We start from the raw sequence: 21844 nt of genomic DNA on the forward strand, positions 1-21844 counted from the left end.
ATTATACGATGAAACTAAAGGTTTCGTTTCGAAACGTATCCAAGCAATACGTCTTATATAAAAAGCAGTCGGACAAGATCAAAGGACTGTTTTTTCCTAATAAAAATGAAAAAGGTTTCTTTGCTGTTCGTGATGTGTCCTTTGATGTATATGAAGGCGAGACGATTGGTTTTGTAGGAATCAATGGATCTGGAAAATCAACGATGTCGAACCTTCTAGCGAAAATCATTCCACCGACAAGTGGTGAAATTGATATGGACGGGCAACCTTCGTTAATTGCCATTGCGGCAGGGCTGAACAATCAGTTGAGCGGTAAAGACAACATTCGATTAAAGTGCTTAATGATGGGGCTGACGAATAAGGAAATAGACGAGCTTTATGAAAAAATCGTAGAGTTTGCAGATATTGGTGACTTTATCGATCAGCCTGTAAAAAGCTATTCAAGCGGAATGAAATCCCGTCTAGGCTTTGCCATTTCAGCACATATCGATCCAGATATCCTGATTATTGATGAAGCGTTATCTGTAGGAGACCAAACCTTTTATCAAAAATGTGTCGATCGAATCACAGAATTCAAGGAACAAGGAAAGACGATCTTTTTTGTTAGTCACTCCATTAGCCAAATCCAAAAAATCTGTGACCGGGTGGCTTGGATGCATTATGGTGAGCTTCGTATGTTTGATGAGACGAAAAAGGTCGTGAAAGAATATAAGGAGTTTGTTGATTGGTTTAACAAGCTTTCTAAGAAAGAGAAAAAAGAATATCAACTGAAACACAAGGAAGGCCGCAAAGGCGTACAAAAGACAGCAAAGGTGTCTCGTTATAATGAAAACGGGAAACGACGTTCATTTTTTGGACCAGGGTTTCAAGTGACCATTCTAGCCGTCCTAACTATTTTGCTTGCCCTTTCTATGTTTTCGGATCGCCCGCTTCGTACGCTGGCGACATTTGGTGCAATTCCATCAAATCAGACAGAAGTGCCTCAGTCAAAGAACCAGCAGACAAAGGGTGCGCCTCATATGAAAAAGGTGGATCAACAGGTGATTGTCACGGCAGATCCAATGACGGTTTACAAAGATCAAGCCATGAAAAAAAAGGCAGACGTCAAGTTACCGTTTGGACAAGAAGTGCAGGCTGTGGCTGAAAATAAACAAACCGTTCAAATCAAAACAGCGTCAAAGACGTATTTTGTCAAACCTGGTGCCCTTCAAACCGCAGATGATCTAAAGTCTTTATCCATTGGACCAGGACAGTTCAATTCCTACGTATCACCTGCATCAGCAGGTTCGTATGAGTATTTACTTTCTTTCCTTGGAAAAGAAGAATCTGTGCTCAAGCAAAGAATGCAAACGCTGAGCTCGATCAAAAGTGAACAAGGTGATACCATTGAGCGACTGACCACTGAGAAAACCGATTATGTGATTCAAAATGGACAGGCGAATAAAATTGTGTTCCGCGATATTATGCCAATTTCTCCTTCAACACTTGGGCTGACCGAACAAAATGTCTGGATGAATGAGAAACAAACGAAATTCGCAGTGAAGGGCGAAAACAACCTGTTTGTCATTGACAATGAACAGCATACGCTGACTATTTCAGCGCTCAAATAAAAAGCTGCCGATGCCGGCAGCTTTTTTTAATTGGCTTCTTCTTTTTCAAGAAGCTGTTTCATAAATGGAATGAGCTTCTTTTTCAGGTCTTCATCCTGAAGGGCAAACTCGAGAGTCGTTTCGATGAAGCCTTGCTTCTCACCGACATCGTATCGTTTTCCTTCAAAATCGTAGGCAAATACACGCTGGATGTCATTCAGCTTTTGGATAGCATCTGTCAGTTGAATTTCTCCGCCTGCACCAATTTCTTGTTGATCGAGATACATAAAGATCTCTGGCGTGAAAATGTAGCGGCCTAAGATGGCTAAGTTCGATGGAGCTGTTCCTTGCGGCGGCTTTTCAACAAAGTTTTTCACTTGATAGCGGCGCCCTTCTTGTGTAAGAGGGTCAATAATCCCGTAGCGATGCGTATCGCTGTCTGCTACCTGCTGAACGCCTATCACAGATGAAAGAGTTTTTTCGTATTCATCCATTAGCTGGCGAAGCCCAGGTGTTTCAGCTTGAACAATGTCATCACCTAATAAAACAGCAAAAGGTTCATCACCGATAAAGTTGCGTGCGCACCAAACGGCGTGTCCAAGTCCTTTAGGTTCCTTTTGACGTATGTAATGAATGTCGGCAATATTAGAGGACTTTCTCACCTTTTCTAAAAGCTCACTTTTCCCTTTTTCCTCAAGGTTCCGCTCTAGCTCTGGTGCAAAATCGAAATGATCCTCAATGGCTCTTTTTCCTTTTCCAGTCACGATAATAATGTCTTCAATTCCTGATTCAACAGCTTCTTCAATAATATATTGAATGGTTGGTTTATCAACGATTGGTAGCATTTCCTTAGGCATGGCCTTTGTTGCAGGCAGGAAACGTGTCCCAAGACCTGCAGCTGGTATAATGGCTTTACGTACTTTTTTCAATGAACTTTGCACCTTCCTTACATAGATAACCGATTTAATAAATCCATGTTTGTTCTTGGTCGTCTGATTAAAGTGTAACTTACAAATCATAGGAAAGACAAATGATTTCACTAAAATGAATTTTAGATAATTCATATTTTATATGTTAAATGTAAAGGAAAAAGAAATTTACCGTTAATTCAATGTAAATTTCTTTTTTTATATCATTAAATTTATCCGCCAAATTGTGTATAATTGAAAGTACTATACTAGGAAAGAGGCATAAACAAGTGAAAAAACTAAATGTAATGACTATTTTCGGTACTAGACCTGAAGCAATTAAAATGGCACCACTTGTCCTTGAACTAAATAAACATCCACAGATAAATTCAATTGTTACTGTAACAGCTCAGCATAGAGAAATGCTTGATCAAGTCCTTGAGGCTTTTTCTATTACGCCAGATCATGATCTAAACATCATGAAGCAGCGCCAAACATTATCAGAAATCACTTCAAACGCACTGTTGAAACTAGATCAATTATTCCAAGAGGAAAAACCTGATATTGTCCTTGTCCATGGAGACACAACGACAACCTTTGCAGGAAGCTTGGCTGCGTTCTATCACCAAATTCCAGTCGGTCACGTCGAAGCTGGTTTAAGAACACACAATAAGTACTCGCCGTTCCCAGAGGAATTGAACCGACAAATGACAGGCACTATCGCCGATATTCATTTTGCTCCTACAGATGAGGCGAAGCATAATCTTTTAATCGAAAATAAAAAAGAAGAGACCATTTGTGTGACAGGGAATACAGCCATTGATGCTTTGCAAACAACGGTCACAGAACAGTATCAACATCCTATTTTAGAGAAAATAGGCACAGACAAAATGATTTTATTAACGGCTCATCGCAGAGAGAATCTTGGTCAGCCGATGAAAAACATGTTTAGAGCGATTAGACGTGTTGTAGAAGAGTTCGAAGATGTTCAGGTCGTTTACCCTGTTCATTTAAATCCTGCTGTTCGTGATGCGGCTCAGACGGAATTCAATGATCTCGATCGAGTGCACTTAATTGAACCGCTCGAAGTGGTTGATTTCCATAACTTTGCAGCAGCTTCACACTTTATTTTAACGGATTCTGGCGGTGTGCAAGAGGAGGCTCCGTCCTTAGGGAAACCAGTATTGGTGCTGCGTGATACAACAGAACGCCCAGAAGGCGTGAAAGCTGGAACGCTTAAGCTTGCAGGAACAGATGAGGAAACCATTTATCAGATGGCAAAAGAGCTGTTAGAAGACCAGCAGGAATACGACAAGATGTCGAAGGCTTCTAACCCTTATGGTGATGGACAAGCATCGAAACGAATCGTCCAAGAACTCCTGCATCGTTTTGGCTTAAGTGACGAAAAACCAGCCCCATTCCAATCATAAAAAAAGAAGACTACAGGAATGTAGTCTTCAGGCTGTCGAGAAAATCTCGACAGCTTTATTTTTTCCTTATATAAAAAAAGAAAAGAAAAAATAGAGCGAAGCTTTGCAGATTCAAAACAACTGCATGGGCTTCGCTACTGCCGGTTAAGGGGAAAACAAAACGTGAGTGAGCAAGTGCTTCTCACAGCTGCGTGTCAGAACATGAAGAAGATTGCCACACACCTAGCGAAGCTAGGCTAGGTGTGTGGGAGGCCTTTTTCATTAAATTCCATCCCATCATACTTGCGCTGAAAATAAAAAAGATTGTAGAAAAACATGAGTTTCTCTACAATCTGAGACTACAGGAATGTAGTCTTCTTTTTTACTGCTCCAAACTTTCCTTCAATTCCTTCTTCACTTTCGCAAGACTGCTTTCATCAAGCTGGTAGTAATAAATATTATTGATTCGTGTACCCGTTCCTTTCAGCTCGTGCTGCTTCACGTTCTGTCTTGCATCACGATAATCATTCATCATCGTCCACATATCGTCAAAGGACATGTTTGTCTTCATATTGTTTTCCACGACTTTGAACATATCGCCGAACTTCGTAATAGATGAAATGTTCGCACCCTTTGCGATGATTCCTTCAATGACTTGGCGCTGTCTTTGCTGACGTCCGAAGTCACCTTTTGGATCCTGTTTTCTCATTCTTGTATAGGCAAGGGCTTGATCCCCATTCAGGTTAATCTCTCCTGTACCAAATGAATGTCCGTCATAGCTGAAAGCAAACGTGCTATTCACCGTAATACCGCCAAGTGTATCGACAATATCTTTGAAGCTTTCCATATTGACTTTGACAAAGTAATCAACAGGTACATCAAGCAGTTCCTCTACTGTGTCAGCTGCCATTTGTGTGCCGCCGAATGCATAGGAGTGGTTGATTTTATCCATTGTGCCTTTCCCAACAATCTTTGTATACGTATCACGCGGGATACTCACCATCTCGGTTGTTTTGGTTTTTGGATTTACTGTCATGTATATTAATGTATCTGCACGGCCTCGGTCATTTTTTCTTTCGTCGACACCCATGACTAAAATAGAAATCGGGTCTTTTTTACTTAAATCGACATCTTTGTCACGCTTATCTGACTTCTTTAAGTTTTCCTGAATGCCTGCGACGGTCGATGCTGCTGTGTTCCAAAGATGATATGCGTATCCGCCAGTTGCTAATACGAATAAGCCAATAATCGATAAAACAATCCAAAGAACCTTTTTCTTCTTTCTTTTTCTCTCAGCTCTCATAATGTCCCTCACCTTTTCTATGATTCTTCCATGATTATAGGTTTACGAATCTTGATAAACAAGTTATTTTTTTACTCTGAACCTAGATATAGACGTTGTAACAAAAAAAAGGTTTCAAAAAACCTTAAATTTACCTTAAAATATTAAGTTATAAGACGATACAAAGACATGAGGTGAAAAAAATGAAGAAAATCGTCGTTTTACCGTTCTTAATACTACTACTAGGTATCGTGCTCACAGCATGTGGAACGGCTGAGCAGTCCTCAGGAGAAAACAAGACAAGCAGTTCAACTCCTCAGGTGCTGGAAGAAAAAGCTGAATTTATTGGAATGGCTGATGCACATACAGTCGAAGTGAAAAAAGTGAATACGACATTAAGCTATGAGTTTACGGATAATTTTAAAGATGTGTTAAATGAATTTAAACCAGGTGACAAAGTAGAAATCTCTTACTTTATCAATGACAGTGGTCAAAAGGAAATTCAGAAGATAGAAAAACAGAAGTAAAAAAGATGGGCGGGATGAACAAAATTGAAGAAAACAGGCATTACACTTATTGTTCTCATGACATTGACTCTACTAATTGCACCTTTTCAGTCTGCCATGGCTAGCTCGACCATTTCAGTGAAATTGTCTAATTATATCGGAAACAAAAAAAGTATAGATCTATCCACAACTGGAGAATACAAGCTTTCCGGATCGAATGTGGCTGTTACGAAAAGATATGATGGCAAAAATCGTTACGAGGTTGCCAATAGTATTGCTGAAGCTGGTTGGAAAAATCCTTCAACCGTTGTCATTGTCAGCCGAGATGCATTTGATCATGCCATTTCAGTATCACCGTTAGCATACAAACTGGGCGCCCCCATTTTGTATACGAACATAGAAAGGCTTACGAAAACAACAGAAAACCAGCTGAAGAAAATGAAGCCGGATAACATCCTGATTGTCGGTAATACGAAAAGTATTTCAACGGCTGCTGAGAAATCTATTAAAAAGTATGGCAAAGTCAGACGCATTAGTGGAAAAGACAAATTTGAAATCTCCCAAAAAATCGCTAAAGAAATGGGTAACTATAAACAAGCTGTCGTTGTCGGCGGGAACTCATTTATGAATGGGATTGCGATCGCATCCTATGCATCGAGAAAGGGATACCCAATCCTGTTAACAAAAAAAGATTCCATTCCGACTTACAAAATGCCAAGTAAAGTCATCATCATCGGCAGTACGAAAAGTACTGGACAAAAAGTAGAGAATCAAATCAAAAAAACCTCACAGGTGACACGAATCAGCGGAGCCAATCGCTATGAATTATCTGTGAATATTATCAAGAAATTAAATATCAATGCAGATAAAGTCTATTTGGCAAAAGCCTCTAGCTATATTTATGCAATGCCGCTGTCGCAATTGGCTGCAAAATCTAACAGTACCGTCGTGTATGTAAAACCGGATTCTGTTACAGCATCGTTAAAAGCATTGCTGAAAGAAAAAGGTACATATGCTTACCATCTTGCTGGTAGCACAAGTGCGATTAAAGATAGCTTGAAAAATTCATTAGCCAAACAAGTTTATCTGAAAAAAAATCAAAACTACCAATTGAATATTTCTAACGGAAAAATTTCATTAAAAGGCATAAAGACGTATAACACGGTAAGAGTTGTTCCTGAGAAATATTCAACGAAAAATGTCCTTCAAATTGCAGGAAAGCCTTACTTAGGCAATGTAAATTTTGCAATTGAATCAGGCAATATCAGGCCGACGCTCGAAAATATTCCATTTGAAGACTATCTAAAAGGTGTTGTGCCAAATGAAATGCCGGCAAGCTGGCATGTTGAAGCATTAAAAGCACAGGCGGTTGCCGCTAGAACGTATTCAGTGAAAAGTATTGGAAAAGTCGTACCTGATACAACAGCCTTCCAAGTTTATGGAGGATATAACTGGTACACAAATTCAACAAAAGCTGTCGATGCCACAAAAGGAAAGGTTTTGAAATACAACAATCAGCTCATTTCAGCAACCTATTATTCTAGTAATGGCGGGTATACAGAGGCAAGTGAAGAAGTGTGGGCAAATGCACTTCCGTACTTAGTGGCCAAAAAGGATACTAAAGATCCGGTCAATGCTTGGACACTGAAGCTCTCTAAAAAACAATTAGGTAGCGCGTTAACTACAAGTACAGCAGCATCCCAGTGGTCTAAGGCAAAAGAGACAAATGCAGCTGACCTTGCTGGTCTCAAATCATGGCTGCTCAAAAACAAAGAAACAGCAGCATCTGATATGAAAATTGCATCAATCTCAAGCCTGACGTTCTCAGGAAAAACAAAAGGCCAGCGTGCAAAGACGGTATCGATCAAGCTGACATACCATTTGAAAAACAAAACAGGCACGTATTCAGTGAATAAAAGCACAACAGCAAGTATGAAGATGACAGAGTTTAGATCAGTCATGGGCGCAACAAAGGTCAAAAGCACGTTTGCGTCAGTGAAAAACAATACAAATGACTTCACGATTTCAGGAAAAGGGTATGGTCATGGCATTGGCATGAGCCAATACGGCGCCAAAGCTAGAGCTGAATCAGGAAACTCATATTCTTCTATACTTTCGTTCTACTATCCAGGTACGAAACTAACAAACTATTAAAAGGTAAAAAGGAGGACTTAGAAGATGCGCTCAATCATGAAAACAGCCATCCTCAGCCTCATCGCCATTTTCGTTATCGTTCCAACAGCTTCGGCAGATAATTCCGTCTCACGAATTGACGGTGGGAGCCGGTATGCTGTAGCGGCAAACGTAGCGAAAAAAGGATGGGGAACGGCTAGTACAGTCGTTTTAGTAGGGAAAACGGCGTATGCAGATGCAACGGCAGGAATTCCACTTGCACATCAAAAAAATGGACCAGTTCTTTACACAAACAGTAACAGCCTTTCAGGTGATACGAAAAAAGCCTTAACCGCATTAAAGACAAAGACGGTCATCGTCTTAGGCAGCACATCAAGTGTGTCAAACAATGTGGTCAATCAAGTGAAGAAAATGGGCATCTCTACACAGCGTATATCAGGAAAAAACCGATATGAGCTATCTGCGAATATCGCGAAAAAAATGAACAAGCCAGCAGGCGTCGTTGTTGTTGAAGGTTCCTTCTATGCGCATGGAATTGCGATTGCACCTGTAGCGGCACAAAAAGGATTCCCAATTCTATACACAGATAAAAAGGGACTTCGTTCTGAAATCGCGTCTGTTGCAAAAGCGAGCAATGTCAAACAAACCATTGTAGTTGGCGGAGAGAATTACGTCACAAAGGCAGCTTACAATCAGTTGAAATCTCCAACGCGCATCAAAGGCTCTACTCGTTATGATGTCGCTGCGAATATTGTGAAGAAATACAATATGAGTATCAATAACACGTATGTCTCAAGAGGATTTGGCTATGCCACTTCATCGTCTGCTGCAGGAATTGCAGCGAAGCAAAACAAAGCATTACTTCTAACGAATGAAAAGACATTACCAAAAGTAACAAGAGCAACAATTAGCAGTAAAAAAATCACCAAATTTACTGTTGTAGGCAGTACAAATACGGTGACACCAACTGTTGTGAACCAATTGAAAAATCCTGTCGTCGGGAAGAAAGTATTCATTGACCCAGGTCATGGCGCTCATGATTCAGGAGCTGTAGGCTACGGATTATATGAAAAGAACTTGAATTTAGATGTAGCCAAGCGTTTAAATACGAAATTAAACAACGCAGGTGCACTCGTGACGATGTCTAGAACATCAGATACATTCGACAGTCTTCAAACGCGAGTGAGCAAAGGTGCGTCAGCAAATGCAGATATCTTCATTAGTGTCCATGCGAACTCAAATGATAACAGCAGTGCAAATGGAACAGAAACGTATTATGACAAAACATATGCGTCTGCAAACAGCCTGAAGCTGGCACAAAACATTCAGCCGAAAATGGTCAGTGCACTAGGTACAAGAGACCGTGGTGTAAAAACAGCTGGCTTCTACGTCATTAAATATTCTAAGATGCCAAGTGTTCTCTTAGAAACAGGTTTTGTTTCTAGTCCAGTTGATTCAAATATTTTAAAATCTGCCACGTATAAAGATCGATTAGCATCAGGTATTTCAAGCGGCGTGTCAGGCTATTTTAGATAAGAACACATACATGAGGGGTGTCTAACATACTCCTCTAGGCTGCTCGAGAACGTCTCTCGGCAGCCTTTTTTCAAAAGTCGATGAAGTGATTCCAGGGTGAAGGGTTCAAACCAAGGAGGTTGACTTCATGCGTTTTTCTATTAAATGTCTTTTACTTATTTTTATTTCATTTTGTTTGTATGCACCAGCTGCATTTGCCCAGCACACAGTATCGAGGATAGAAGGAAAGAATCGGTATGAGGTGGCAGTAAATGCTGCCAAAAAGGGCTGGCCAGAAGCGCCTACAGTTGTGCTAGTGGGCGGTGATGCTTATGCAGATGCCCTGAGTGCTGTGCCATATGCCTTTCAGCAAGGCGCCCCTGTTCTGTTAACGAATACGGGCAGTCTTTCAGGTGCAACAAAGTCAGGTCTACAGCAGCTGAAAACGAAACGGGTCATCATTCTTGGCGGGACCGCGAGCATTTCTGAGAAAGTTGTGACGCAGCTAAAAGCGATGAATTTAGCAGTATCACGTATTCAAGGAAAGAATCGGTATGAATTGGCAGCAAATGTTGCAAAGCAAATGAAGAGTGCTGGTGTAGCTGTGGTCGTGAATGGTTCTGCTTATGCAGATGCTGTAGCGATTGCGCCATACGCTGCAAAACAAGGCTATCCGATTTTATTAACAGATGCGAAAGGACTGCGGCAGGAAACAGCCAATCTATTAAAAAGCAAAGCGGTCAAGCGGACCATTGTGATCGGCGGAGAAGCAAGCGTGAATAAAACAGCGTATCAAAAGCTCCCGTCACCAGTGAGAATCAGCGGGGCCAATCGGCATGAGGTGTCTGCTCGTATTGTCAAAGCATACCCAATGAAGACAAGCCAAACGTATATGAGTAATGGCTATGCCTATGCAGATGCAGCAGCTGCGGCAAGTTTAGCAGCCAAACAGGGACAAACCCTTCTACTCACAGACGCTCAAACGGTGCCAGACGCTATCAGGAGAGTCATTGGAACAAAAAAGATGTCAACATTTTCTGTGGTAGGCGGAACATCAACCATTCAATCCAATGTCATCACACAGCTGAAAAATGCGGTATTAGGCGAAACGATTTTTATTGATCCAGGCCATGGTGCACAGGATGCTGGAGCGGTAGGAAATGGTCTGCTTGAAAAAAACGTGAATTTAGAAGTGGCGTTAAAGCTGCAAACGAGGCTCAACCAAGCGGGTGCCCTCACTGTCATGTCTAGAACATCGGATACATTTGATTCCTTGCAAACGCGTGTCAGCAAAGGGGCACAGGCCAGTGCTGATGTGTTCATCAGTATTCACGCCAATGCAAATGATAACAGCGCTGCAAATGGAACAGAGACGTATTATGATGCGACGTATGCGGCAGGCAATAGTTTCAAGCTGGCGCAAAAGGTCCAGCCCCGGATGGTCAGTGCCCTTGGTACAAGAGATCGGGGTGTAAAAATAGCGGGGTTCTACGTCATCAAGTATTCCAAAATGCCAAGCATCTTGCTAGAAACAGGCTTTGTGACAAGTCCAATTGATGCAAGTATCTTAAAATCAACCACTGCTAAGGATCGGCTAGCTTCTGGTATCACTACTGGTGTATCCAATTACTTTGAATCAAAATAAGCCGAATGAAAGGTGTGTCAAGTTAAAAATACATTTCAATTCAGGTTATCTTTGTTATAATTGAAACATAGAGGGTGGATTTTTTACATATTTACCTTCAGGCGACAGCAAATCGACAAATCATGAAGAGGTGACAATATTGAAAAAATTAATCACAATGCCGTTTCTAGTATTGCTTCTAGGTGTAGTGCTCACAGCATGCGGCACAACAAATCAATCAAGCGATAACAATAAGGATAACAGCAAAAAAGAAACAACTGAAGCGTCTGATCAAAACAAAGAAAATGCATCTGACGAAAAAAAGGAAGATCAGTCTGCAAGTGAAAAGGCAGATGATCCAAGCAAGGAAACGACTGCTAAAACAGAAGACCAAGCAGGTCAATCAGATGAAGATGCAAAAGAAAGCTCAAGTAAAGAAATCACAAAAGAAGAACCTGCAAAGGATCAATCAAAAGCTGAGTCTAAAACAAAGAAAGAATCAACAACAAATAAGAAAAATGAAGTCACCAAAGAAGGCACATATGTCGGTTTGGCTGATGGACATACAATTGCTGTCAATATTGATGGAAAAGAAGTAGCCATTCAATTCGGAAATACATTTTCTAAACAAGTAAACAGCTTAAAAGAAGAATCAAAAGTGAAAGTCACCTATACAAAAGATGCAAACGGAACACTTCGATTGAAAACGATCGAATCCGTAAAAGCAAAATAAAGAAGTGACCCGTAGACCCGCACAATTGCGGGTCTTTTTTACGTTTAAAAGGGCATAACTTGATATAAGTGCACATTCTTAACACACTTTTACAAGACTTAACAGCGCATTTACATTTGCTTAATGTTGCTCTGATAAACTGACTTTCATAGAACATCTCTTTACACAACAACTACTTTGAATGGTGAGGTGCAGGTCAGTGAGTGCAGAGAAAGCGATGAATCTTTATAGAGAATATGAAGTGAGACGAAACCACTCTTTTGCCTTAACAGAACATATGGTTCGTTATTTATTTGCAAAACGTTTCATAGATATAGTGTTCTCGTTCATCGGATTGATGTTGAGTACACCAATCATTTTGCTGTTTGCCCTTTTGATTAAGTTAGAAACACCGGGGCCAGCCTTTTATATGCAGGAAAGGGTGGGGAAAGATGGTGTTTACTTTCAATTATGGAAGCTCAGATCGATGAGAACTGACGCAGAGAGCGGAGGAGCAAAATGGGCACAAAAAAATGACCCGCGTATCACCAAAGTGGGGGCATTCATCCGTAAAACAAGAATTGATGAACTCCCGCAATTTATCAACGTGTTAAAAGGAGAAATGAGCATCGTAGGTCCGCGGCCGGAAAGACCAATGTTTACCGCAGAATTTAACCGTACGATTCCAGGCTTTACAAAAAGACTGGCGGTGAAGCCAGGGCTGACAGGTCTTGCTCAAGTAAATGGTGGATATGAAATGAGTCCAAGTGAAAAGTTATCACACGACTTACAGTATATTCAAAACTTGACATTTTCTCTCGACACGAAGATTATGGTAAAAACGTTAAAAGTCATCATGACTGGTGACGGAGCCAGATAAGTAAAGTAGGGAAGAGAAATGGCAAGTATGAAAAATCGCATGCTAGGCGGGGCAAAATGGACAAGCTTGTCCGCATTGATCATTACCATTATCCAAATTGCGCAATTTGCTTTTTTAGGAAATGTGATGTCACTCAAAGAGTTTGGACTCGTTGGCATGATCACCACTGTTACAATATTTACGCAGATTTTACTTGATCTAGGCATCGGTGCAGCGATCATTCAAAAGGAACAAACAACAGATCGTCAATTATCTACATTATATTGGATCAACTTGCTCACAGGGATTGTCTTGTTTTGTTTACTCATCCTAGTAAGTCCGATGATTGCCGCCTTTTATGACCGTCCTGAACTAGAGGGTCTGCTCAAGCTATTGTCGATCATGTTTCTCATTGCTCCAATTGGCCAGCAATATCAATATATGATGCAAAAGGACTTAGCCTTTAAAACATTAAGTACCATTGAAGCCATTGCGACCATCATGTCGCTGCTCGTTTTACTCGCTTTCGCTTTTTTCATCAATCCGATTGTTGCTTATGTCATCTCTCAAGTGTTGTTGCAATCCGGAAAAGGGCTCATGTATGCAGCAGCTTATTGGAAAAAGTGGCGTCCCGCACCCGTTTTTGCATTAGGAGAAGTGAAAGAATTTTTCTCATTCGGTGCTTTCCAGCTGGCATCAAGGCTCGTCAATCGAGCAGGGTCGAACATTGACATGATTTTAATCGGTCGATTTCTTGGAGCGGAGGCGTTAGGTGTTTACAGCTTGGCTTATCAAATTGTGACGATCCCCGTGCTGAAAATTAATCCGATTGTGACAAGAGTGGCTTTTCCAGTTTTCGCAAAAAGTCAGCGTGATCACTCCATGCTCCGCGAGGGCTTCCTAAGTATGACGAATATGCTCGCCTTAATTAGCTTTCCGTTATTAATCGGCCTTGCTGCCGTATCAGATAGCTTTATAGAAGTAGTGTTTGGAGAGAAATGGCTCGTATCCGTTCCGGTTCTTAATATCTTGTGCATTGTCGGCCTTCTGCGTGTGCTGATGAATCCAAACGGATCAATACTCCTTGCAAAAGGGAGAGCAGATTTAGCCTTTTATTGGGATACAGGGATGCTCATCGTATATGGATGCGCATTGTATGTAGCCGTCAGCACAGGCAGTCTGCTCACGGTGGCTTGGATTTACTCAGGTGTCAGCCTGCTGAACTTCATTGTTGGCAGATGGCTCATGGCCTACGTCATTCAGCTTGATATGAAAGTGTATCTAAGATCACTTGGAAAGCCTGCTGTCATGACGCTGCTCATGGCCGTCTGTGCGGTAGCTTTACATCAAGGGATGAAGCGGACGTCAGCAGATATGTCACTTCAATTACTATTGACTGTTTGTTTCAGTGCTGCTTTGTATGGTCTGATGCTCATCAAAATGTATCCACAGGTTGCAGGTAAATTATTGAGAAGAGGTCGTTCGTCATGAAGGTGCTATGGCTGACAAGTGTATATCCTAGTGAAAAACATCCGAGTGAGGGTGTCTTTCACGAAACACAAGTGCAGGAGTTGATCAAACAAGGAGTTGAAGTGACTGTCATTTGTCCCAATCCAGTGAACCCGCCCGTCTTGCGGATGCTAAAGGCATCTTACCGGCAGAAAAAAAACCTTCCCGAACAGGAAGTGCGATGCGGAGTGCCAGTTTACAGGCCGCCCTATACAGCGCTCCCCGGACAGCTGAAATGGGCACAGCCGAGTAAACGAATAGCGGCTTCTGTTCTCTGCGCAATGCGGCGTCATCAGCTATCACCAGATTTTATCCATGCGCACTTTGCCATGCCGTCTGGCGGAGCGGCGGCTGTCATTCAAAAAGAAGCGCATATCCCGTATCTTTTGACCTTACACGGCAGTGATGTGAACGTGTATCCGAGTTATAGCAAAGGAGCTTTCACAGCCTTTGAAACAGCGGTGAAACAGGCATCTGCTGTTCTGACTGTGAGTGAGGAACTGGCAAAAAAGACAAATGACATGACAAAGGTGGACGCGCAATTTCTCCCGCTTGGTATTCCGCTCCAGTCATTTTCTAAAACGGAAGAAGATCCAGAAGTCATCAGAAAGCAGTTAGGCTTACCACTTCATGACAAGCTCGTTGTGTTTGTTGGTCGTTTAGTCAAAGAGAAGGGCCTACTTGAATTAGCTGATGCTGTCAGTGGGATGGATGGTGTGAAAGCGGTCTTTGTCGGAAAAGGCCCTCTTGCAAAGGAACTAACTGAACGAGCCGGGGAATCACTTTTACTTCCAGGACAGGTGCCAAATGATCAGGTGAAAGACTACTTAATGGCAGCCGACCTGTTTGCACTTCCTTCCTATAGTGAAGGAATGCCGACCGTCGTCCTTGAGGCGCTTGCTTTAAAAGTACCTGTCATTGCGACACGAGTTGGTGGTCTCCCATCCTTATTTTCTACTTATCAACATCTGCTCATTGAACCGCGTTCAACGAGTCAGCTAAAAGAGGCGATTCACGCGTGTCTTTATGAAAACAAATGGAATGAGCAAGTGAAGAACGAGCTTTATGAAAGGGTTCATACTGAATATTCATCAACAAATAATGCGAAGCATCTCATTCGGCAATATGAAAAGGTGCTCAATGAATCAACATCCATCGTTTAAACAGGATGAAATGTGCAAAGAATGATAGATAGATAAACAGCTTGGAACGGACAATATGCTTTTACTGAGAGGATGAAAAATGTTGAAGAAAATTGCTGTGATTGGAACAGGGTATGTCGGGTTAGTATCGGGTACTTGTTTTGCTGATATCGGAAATCGCGTCATCTGCTGTGACATCGATGAATCAAAAATCAACAGCTTAAAAAGTGGTGTCGTTCCCATTTATGAACCGGGGTTAAAGGAATTGATTGAAAAGAATACAGAAGAAGGAAGACTGTGTTTTACAACCAATATTCCTGCCGCAATCCGTGAATCAGAAATTATCTATATTGCCGTAGGAACACCGATGACACCGCAGGGGGAAGCGGATTTAACGTTCGTAAAAGCCGTCGCTCAAACGATCGGTGAACATCTAAATGGCTATAAAATCATCGTCAATAAAAGCACAGTACCCGTTGGAACAGGGCGTCTTGTTCAAGCCATTGTCGAAAAAGCGTCACGTAGTAAATATCCCTTTGACGTCGTATCGAATCCGGAGTTCCTCAGAGAAGGCTCTGCGATTCAAGACACGATGAATATGGAGCGAGCGGTAATTGGCTCGACAAGCACCTATGCATCGACCATCATCAAAAAATTGCATGATCCGTTTCAAACAGAGATTGTAGAAACCAACTTAGAAAGTGCAGAAATGATTAAGTATGCGGCAAATGCCATGCTTGCCACAAAAATCTCCTTCATCAATGACATTGCGAATATTTGCGAGCGAGTGGGTGCTGATGTCGAAAAGGTCAGCGAAGGCGTTGGATTAGACAGCCGCATCGGGCATAAATTTTTAAAAGCGGGCATTGGATTTGGGGGCTCTTGTTTCCCAAAAGATACGATGGCTCTTCTCAAAATTGCCGAAACAGCTGGCTACCGGTTCAAGCTGATCGAATCCGTGATTGAAACGAACAACAACCAACGAGCCCACCTTGTCAGCAAGCTCATGAGTGTGTTCGGTGATATTAAAGGAAAAACCATTTCTGTCTTAGGTCTCGCATTTAAACCGAACACAAATGATATGCGTTCTGCGCCGGCTTTAGATATTATCCCGATGCTAAGAGAGCTAGGTGCATTTGTGAAAGCCTATGATCCGGTTGCTTATGTAGAAGCGGAAAGAGAGCTTGGTACGCAGGCGATCTTCAGCAACGATCTCTATGAAACAGTGAAAGATACAGATGCTTGTCTCATCCTAACAGAATGGGATGACGTACAGAGAATGGATAAGGAACAAATCAAGCAGCTGCTTCGCTCACCCATTTTAATTGATGGAAGGAATTTGTTTGATCCAGCAGAAATGAAAGAGAGAGGATTTATTTACCAGTCTATCGGCCGCCCAGGCGTATGGGAAACAGAATTGGTATCGAAGGCACAATAATAGGGGGAACTTGGATGAAAAAAGTATTGGTTACTGGGGGAAGCGGATTTATTGGGTCACATACGGTAGAGGCTTTACTAGAAAAAGGCTATGAGCCCATCGTTCTTGATAACTTTTCAACTGGATCTCGGGAAAATATTGCCCATCTTCCCGTTCGATGCATTGAGGCAGATGTCACAAAGTCAGAAACGGTTGAGCTGATCAAACAATTGGCACCGGATTATATCATTCATCTTGCAGCGCAAGTGAGTGTAGCCGTGTCGGTTCAAAATTTCGTTTATGACGAAGAGGTCAATATTAAAGGGTCCCTGCACGTCTTAAAAGCAGCGGCTGAAACCGGGGTGGAGAAAGTGGTGTTTGCTTCTTCAGCTGCTGTCTATGGAGACCCGGTTTATCTACCAGTAGACACCGTTCATCCACTACAGCCCGGTTCACCTTATGGCTTAGCAAAACTGACAGTAGAGCGATATTTAGAATTGTCAAAATCACTCTACGATGTGGACTATTGTATTCTCAGGTACAGCAATGTCTATGGTCCGCGTCAAGATGCACTTGGAGAAGGCGGAGTGGTCTCTATTTTCTCTGATAAGCTTGCAAAGCATGAAGCACCTTTCATTTTCGGAGACGGGGAACAAACAAGAGATTTCATCTATGTAGGGGATCTAGCAGCAGCGAATGTCGCGGCTTTAACAGCCCAATCAAACGTTTGTTTAAATATCTCGTGTGGTGATTCCATCACTGTGAATGAGCTGTTTCAAACGATGAAGCGAGTGACGAGATCACATCTTGAACCGATTTATAAGCCGCGGCGTGCAGGAGATATCGTGCATAGCACATTGGCAAATGAGGAAACAAAACAAGTCTTAGCATGGGAGCCTGTCGTGACTTTACAGGAAGGTTTGGCTCGTACCATTTCCTACTATCAACAGGAAGTAAAGGCTTAATCCCTCAAATCGGATGGATGGCTTAGGAGGAAAATGGGTATGAGTGTGAAACAAACAGCATGGCAAATCATGATCGGATGTATTTTGTTTGCAGCAGGGATAGGGCTTCTACAACTAGCATCAACGCAGCCCCTTGGGTTAAAGAAGATGGTGGCAATTCCGTTACTGCTTGTGGTACTCACAGCAGCTCTCGTGTTGATGAAGCTATATATGAATGGTGATCAAGTATTCATGTCAGCCATTTACCTTTTCATTGCATTGACCTTTCTCAATAACGCTTTCTTTTCAATTAGTGTTGGGTTCTTTAGTCTTTTCCTCTACCGTATCATGCTCATTGCCGTCTTTGCTTTATTCATATGGCGGATGAGAGATAAGGGGACGTACATATTGCAGTGGCAGCAGATTCGTGTAAAAGGCATTCTCGCTTTTTTTGCTGCTTGGTTTCTTTACGGGCTCATCTCACTGCTTTGGGCTCATTCGGTCACAGACGGTCTGAAATATATGTCCCTGCTTGCGATGGGAATGGGATTTGTCTTTCTTGTGGTCATGTACATTCAACGAATGGATCAGCTTGTCACCTTTTATAGCATTTGGCTGGTCATGACTGTTTTTGTAATGGGGATTGGGTTCTATAATCACTTTACCTTGAACCATTTACCGAATACTTCATTATATCTTGGGCCAGCGTATAAACAGCACTATCCTACATCTGTCTTTTTTAATCAAAATGACTTTGCGACGTTTTTATCGATTAGCTTTTTCTTGTATCTAGCGTGCATGCGTCAAATGAAAAATGGTTATATCAAAGCGTTTGGATTATTAGGCGCAATCTCAGCGCTGTATCTCATTTTGTTAACAGAATCCCGCGCCAGTCTGCTTGGCATATTTGCGGGAGTGGCTATTTATGTGTGGCTACTGATGCCGCGCTTTCTCAAAAAATGGTCACTCATCGCAGCAGGCGGACTTGGTATCATCTGTATCGCTATCTTTTCAGCCAAGATCTATTCGGTCTTTTATGACTTGTTTCTCGCTTCTCAGGTTGCGCATTCTTTTAGTGAACCACTCCCGTCCAATATTGCGAGAGCGAATTTGATTAAAAATGCATGGCATTTCTTTACGAATTCATACGGCTTCGGGGTTGGGGCAGGGAATGTATCTTACTACTTAGCCCACTTTTCAATCTTTGATACAGATCAAGTCGTTGAAGTGCACAATTGGCTGCTAGAGGTGATGACGAATTTCGGCTTTGCGGTCATGCTAGGTTATATCTCGGTGTACGCCTATCTCATGTTCACACTGTACAAACAATACCAATGGGCTGACACAAGATCAGCAAAAATGATCATTGAAGGTTTGTTTGCTGCCATGCTGAGCTTTCTTGTCTCAAGTATCAGTCCTAGTTCCGTCTCGAATTTATATTTCCACTGGGTATTTTTGGGGCTCGTAATCGCAGCGGTTAATATTTTGAAAAATAAACAACGTTTCAAGCCTTGGTAAATCGTGTGTGGTACTGAACTTGTATGGCTACACTAGTGAAAAAGCAAATACGTCAATGTTGGGAGAATGTACATGTCTGGTTTCATGTTAAGAATAGGGAAGCGAATCAAAAAGTATATTGTATGGCTCGTGCTGCTGCCTGTCATCTTAGGCGCTTTTGGTTTCTTTTTTGCCAAAGGAACAGCCCAGCAGTCTAGTTACACAGCTGCTGTTACCCTCACACTTGGTAAATATGATGACGGGGTGTATAACAATATGGCAGAAGTGACATCTTTATTAAAAAGTGATGCATTTCTGAATGAAGCACTTAGTGATGTAAAGGAAGAAGAAAGGCAGGATGTGAAAAACCGCCTCATTCTCACCAATCAATCAGATACACAATTACAGCTGTCTTTCACAGATGCCGATAAGGATCGCGCTTTGGCTGTCGTGAAGCAGGTATCAGATACATTTCTAAAGCAAGATAAAGCATTATTTACAAAAAGGCAGCAGGTGATTGACAGTAGATTAAGCGCTCTTGAAGACGAATCTGTCAGCAATGATTCCAAAGTAGATAAAGAACGATTTTTATACGAATTGGAGTCTACAAAGCTCGGAATGAAGCAGGCAAAGATTGTCGATCCAGCCCAGGTGCTTGATGAAGGGAATAAAGGCATGTCAGCGAAAAAACGGGCACTGCTTGGACTTGTCATTGGCTTTAGCATCTCGCTCATGTTTGTGGTGTTACCTGAAGTATTCAAAGAATCTTAATGATGAACTGGAGATGAGTCTTAAGTGAACAATCAACCGTTAGTTTCAATCATTACACCGGCGTATAATGCGGAACGTTATTTAACGGATACAGTTCATTCCGTCCTTGCCCAAACCTATTCCAATTGGGAGCTGATCATTGCAGATGATTGTTCAACAGATGGAACAAGAAAGCTATTAGGGGAATTAAGTCAGACGGACGACAGAATCAACGTCATTTATTTAGAGGAAAATGGGGGAGCCGCTATTGCGAGAAACACTGCCATCAAACAGGCAAAAGGTCGATTTATCGCCTTTTTAGACAGCGATGATAAGTGGAAAGAGACGAAGCTCGAAAAGCAGGTAGACTTCATGCTGACAAACGATTATGCCTTTACATTTACCGCATATGACATCATTGCAGAAAATGGAGAACCGTTAGAAAAAACCGTCACTGCACCAGCGAGATTGAACTACAATGAAGCTTTAAAAAATACGATTATCGGCTGTTTAACGGTGATGCTTGATCTTCAGCAAGTGGGACATGTAGAAATGCCGAACATTCGTACAAGACAGGATTTAGCCACGTGGCTATCTATTTTAAAAAGAGGATTTACTGCCTATGGAATGAGTGAGCCACTTAGTGAATATCGCATCGTTGGAAACTCGATCTCAAGTAACAAATGGAAAGCAGCGAAAAAAACGTGGTTCGTCTACCGAGAAATTGAGCAGCTTCATTTTGTGAAAGCGTCTTGGTGTTTTATGCACTATGCGACAAATGCTGTGAAGAAGCGCTTATAAACAGAAGGGGAAAAAGGTGATAAAGGTGAAAGCAGACTCCATCATACATGTTATCGTAGCGACGGGAGAATGGGGACAGGACGGCCTAAGGTACAGACGGCATCGGTTGGCAGAATTTCTAGCATCTGATCCAGAAACGAAAGAGGTCATCTGGGTATGCCCATCTGCATCTCGACATACAGCTCCCTTTCAGCCCATAACCGATCGAATGAAGCAATTGACCATTCCTGATGTGCTCAAGAGCAAATTTTTTCGCTTTGGCCGTTATCAAGATATGTTCTATATTCATAAATTGTCCCCTCTTCTTGAACATTTGCGGCAGGAGGAAAAGAAGGGGATAGCCGTTTGCTTATGGTATACGTTTCCTGGCTTTCCGCTCTTATCGTCTTTATTTGAATGGAAACATATTGTCTATGATTGCAGTGATCTGTGGGGGGAGCCGATAAGCGGCAAAAACAACATACTCTCCTATATGAGGCAGCGTGTCATTGTCAAAGCAGAAAACCGAATCATTAAATACGCACACAGCATTACATGCTCTTCTCAATACTTGCACGATCAAATTAAAAAACGTCTTATGGGTGAACCGAAAGATGTGTTCACAGTGGAAAATGGCGTCGAGTACGATGTGTTTGCAAAAAGCACTCTTCCGTGTAAGGAGGATGTGCTGGAAGGAAGAGAAGGGACCGTTCTTGGCTTCATTGGAGGAATCAAGCCAAAGCTCGATTTTAACATGATAGCTGAAGCTGCTCGCATGCAGCCAGATTGGACATTTTTATTTGTCGGTCCAGATGGAACAAATGGAGATCCATCTTTTCAGCATGCACTCAAACTGCCAAATGTCATTTGGACAGGGGCTGTTGCACCAGAAGAAGTGCCTGCTTATATGAAACTGATTGATGTAGGGATGATGCCGTACAAACAATCTCCTTATAATCAAGCCGTTTTCCCGCTCAAGCTATATGAATTTTTAGCTGCAGGCATACCTGTTGTCGGTTTAAATCTCCCGTCAACGGAAAGGCTAAAAGAGAATGAAGTGTATGAATATGTAGAGGGCGAAGATCCTGCGCTCTTCATAGAAGCCTGCCTGAAAGTGATCAGCAAAAAAGATGATATGACCTATAGACATCTAAGACAAAGCCGGGCAAAGAAAAAAGATTGGCACGCGCTGTTCACAAATATGGTGGAACTAACGAATATTAAAGAAAACGCATAATTCATTCAGGATTGTGCGTTTTTATTTGTTT

Annotated in this window: 18 protein-coding genes and 1 pseudogene; 17 read left to right on the forward strand and 2 right to left on the reverse strand. The window is 41.9% G+C overall.

Annotated features, from left to right (window positions below; all coding sequences use genetic code 11):
* The first annotated feature begins 8 nt into the window (after window positions 1-8).
* Entirely contained in the window at window positions 9-1610 is a 1602-nt protein-coding gene (gene tagH / locus IEE86_RS05720; protein ID WP_191096343.1) for a teichoic acids export ABC transporter ATP-binding subunit TagH, read from the forward strand.
* Between the two features lie 26 nt (window positions 1611-1636).
* Here the strand turns inward: tagH and galU are convergent, their stop codons facing one another.
* Entirely contained in the window at window positions 1637-2518 is an 882-nt protein-coding gene (gene galU, locus IEE86_RS05725; protein ID WP_034318540.1) for a UTP--glucose-1-phosphate uridylyltransferase GalU, read from the reverse strand.
* A 269-nt stretch (window positions 2519-2787) separates the two neighbouring features.
* On the opposite strand from galU, the gene wecB reads away from it, so the two are divergent.
* The gene (gene wecB, locus IEE86_RS05730; RefSeq protein ID WP_191096344.1) at window positions 2788-3927 is read left to right on the forward strand and encodes a non-hydrolyzing UDP-N-acetylglucosamine 2-epimerase; all 1140 of its coding nucleotides are present in this window, start codon (window positions 2788-2790) and stop codon (window positions 3925-3927) included.
* A gap of 63 nt (window positions 3928-3990) precedes the next feature.
* Window positions 3991-4167 (forward strand): annotated as a pseudogene (locus IEE86_RS05735) (transposase); the annotation flags it as partial.
* A 121-nt stretch (window positions 4168-4288) separates the two neighbouring features.
* Here the strand turns inward: IEE86_RS05735 and tagU are convergent.
* Window positions 4289-5209: a polyisoprenyl-teichoic acid--peptidoglycan teichoic acid transferase TagU gene (tagU, locus tag IEE86_RS05740; RefSeq protein ID WP_072367392.1), complete on the reverse strand. Its 921-nt coding sequence runs from the start codon at window positions 5207-5209 to the stop codon at window positions 4289-4291.
* A gap of 182 nt (window positions 5210-5391) precedes the next feature.
* Here tagU and IEE86_RS05745 point away from each other — a divergent pair, with 182 nt between their 5' ends.
* The 14 genes from IEE86_RS05745 to tuaH all read left to right on the forward strand — a co-directional run bounded on the left by IEE86_RS05745 (window position 5392) and on the right by tuaH (window position 21813).
* Window positions 5392-5715: a hypothetical protein gene (locus IEE86_RS05745; RefSeq protein ID WP_035701604.1), complete on the forward strand. Its 324-nt coding sequence runs from the start codon at window positions 5392-5394 to the stop codon at window positions 5713-5715.
* A gap of 24 nt (window positions 5716-5739) precedes the next feature.
* Window positions 5740-7848: a SpoIID/LytB domain-containing protein gene (locus tag IEE86_RS05750; RefSeq protein ID WP_191096345.1), complete on the forward strand. Its 2109-nt coding sequence runs from the start codon at window positions 5740-5742 to the stop codon at window positions 7846-7848.
* A 24-nt stretch (window positions 7849-7872) separates the two neighbouring features.
* Complete coding sequence (locus tag IEE86_RS05755) at window positions 7873-9363, forward strand: N-acetylmuramoyl-L-alanine amidase (protein WP_191096346.1); 1491 nt, start codon at window positions 7873-7875, stop codon at window positions 9361-9363.
* Window positions 9364-9490: 127 nt separating this feature from the next.
* Window positions 9491-10987: an N-acetylmuramoyl-L-alanine amidase gene (locus IEE86_RS05760; RefSeq protein ID WP_191096347.1), complete on the forward strand. Its 1497-nt coding sequence runs from the start codon at window positions 9491-9493 to the stop codon at window positions 10985-10987.
* A 130-nt stretch (window positions 10988-11117) separates the two neighbouring features.
* The gene (locus IEE86_RS05765; RefSeq protein WP_411955681.1) at window positions 11118-11699 is read left to right on the forward strand and encodes a prolipoprotein diacylglyceryl transferase; all 582 of its coding nucleotides are present in this window, start codon (window positions 11118-11120) and stop codon (window positions 11697-11699) included.
* A gap of 199 nt (window positions 11700-11898) precedes the next feature.
* Window positions 11899-12558, forward strand: a complete 660-nt coding sequence (locus tag IEE86_RS05770; protein WP_191096349.1) for a sugar transferase — start codon at window positions 11899-11901, stop codon at window positions 12556-12558.
* An 18-nt stretch (window positions 12559-12576) separates the two neighbouring features.
* Window positions 12577-14028 (forward strand): teichuronic acid biosynthesis protein TuaB, encoded by a 1452-nt coding sequence (gene tuaB / locus IEE86_RS05775; RefSeq protein ID WP_191096350.1) that lies wholly within the window; start codon window positions 12577-12579, stop codon window positions 14026-14028.
* Complete coding sequence (tuaC, locus tag IEE86_RS05780; protein ID WP_191096351.1) at window positions 14025-15209, forward strand: teichuronic acid biosynthesis protein TuaC; 1185 nt, start codon at window positions 14025-14027, stop codon at window positions 15207-15209. Before tuaB ends, tuaC begins: the two co-directional genes overlap by 4 nt.
* Before the next feature lie 79 nt (window positions 15210-15288).
* On the forward strand, window positions 15289-16626 hold the full coding sequence (gene tuaD, locus IEE86_RS05785; RefSeq protein ID WP_191096352.1) for a UDP-glucose 6-dehydrogenase TuaD: 1338 nt from the start codon (window positions 15289-15291) through the stop codon (window positions 16624-16626).
* A gap of 14 nt (window positions 16627-16640) precedes the next feature.
* Window positions 16641-17570 (forward strand): NAD-dependent epimerase/dehydratase family protein, encoded by a 930-nt coding sequence (locus tag IEE86_RS05790; protein ID WP_191096353.1) that lies wholly within the window; start codon window positions 16641-16643, stop codon window positions 17568-17570.
* Between the two features lie 39 nt (window positions 17571-17609).
* Window positions 17610-19067 carry a teichuronic acid biosynthesis protein TuaE gene (tuaE, locus tag IEE86_RS05795; protein ID WP_191096354.1) on the forward strand — a complete coding sequence of 486 codons (1458 nt, stop codon included), beginning with the start codon at window positions 17610-17612 and terminating at the stop codon, window positions 19065-19067.
* A gap of 72 nt (window positions 19068-19139) precedes the next feature.
* Window positions 19140-19817, forward strand: coding sequence for a teichuronic acid biosynthesis protein TuaF (gene tuaF / locus IEE86_RS05800; RefSeq protein ID WP_191096355.1), 678 nt, complete (start codon window positions 19140-19142; stop codon window positions 19815-19817).
* Window positions 19818-19841: 24 nt separating this feature from the next.
* Complete coding sequence (tuaG, locus tag IEE86_RS05805) at window positions 19842-20597, forward strand: teichuronic acid biosynthesis protein TuaG (RefSeq protein ID WP_191096356.1); 756 nt, start codon at window positions 19842-19844, stop codon at window positions 20595-20597.
* A gap of 19 nt (window positions 20598-20616) precedes the next feature.
* Window positions 20617-21813, forward strand: coding sequence for a teichuronic acid biosynthesis protein TuaH (gene tuaH, locus IEE86_RS05810; protein WP_318010263.1), 1197 nt, complete (start codon window positions 20617-20619; stop codon window positions 21811-21813).
* Window positions 21814-21844: the final 31 nt, after the last annotated feature.

Source organism: Bacillus crepusculi (assembly GCF_014764715.1).
Lineage (GTDB): Bacteria > Bacillota > Bacilli > Bacillales > Bacillaceae > Bacillus.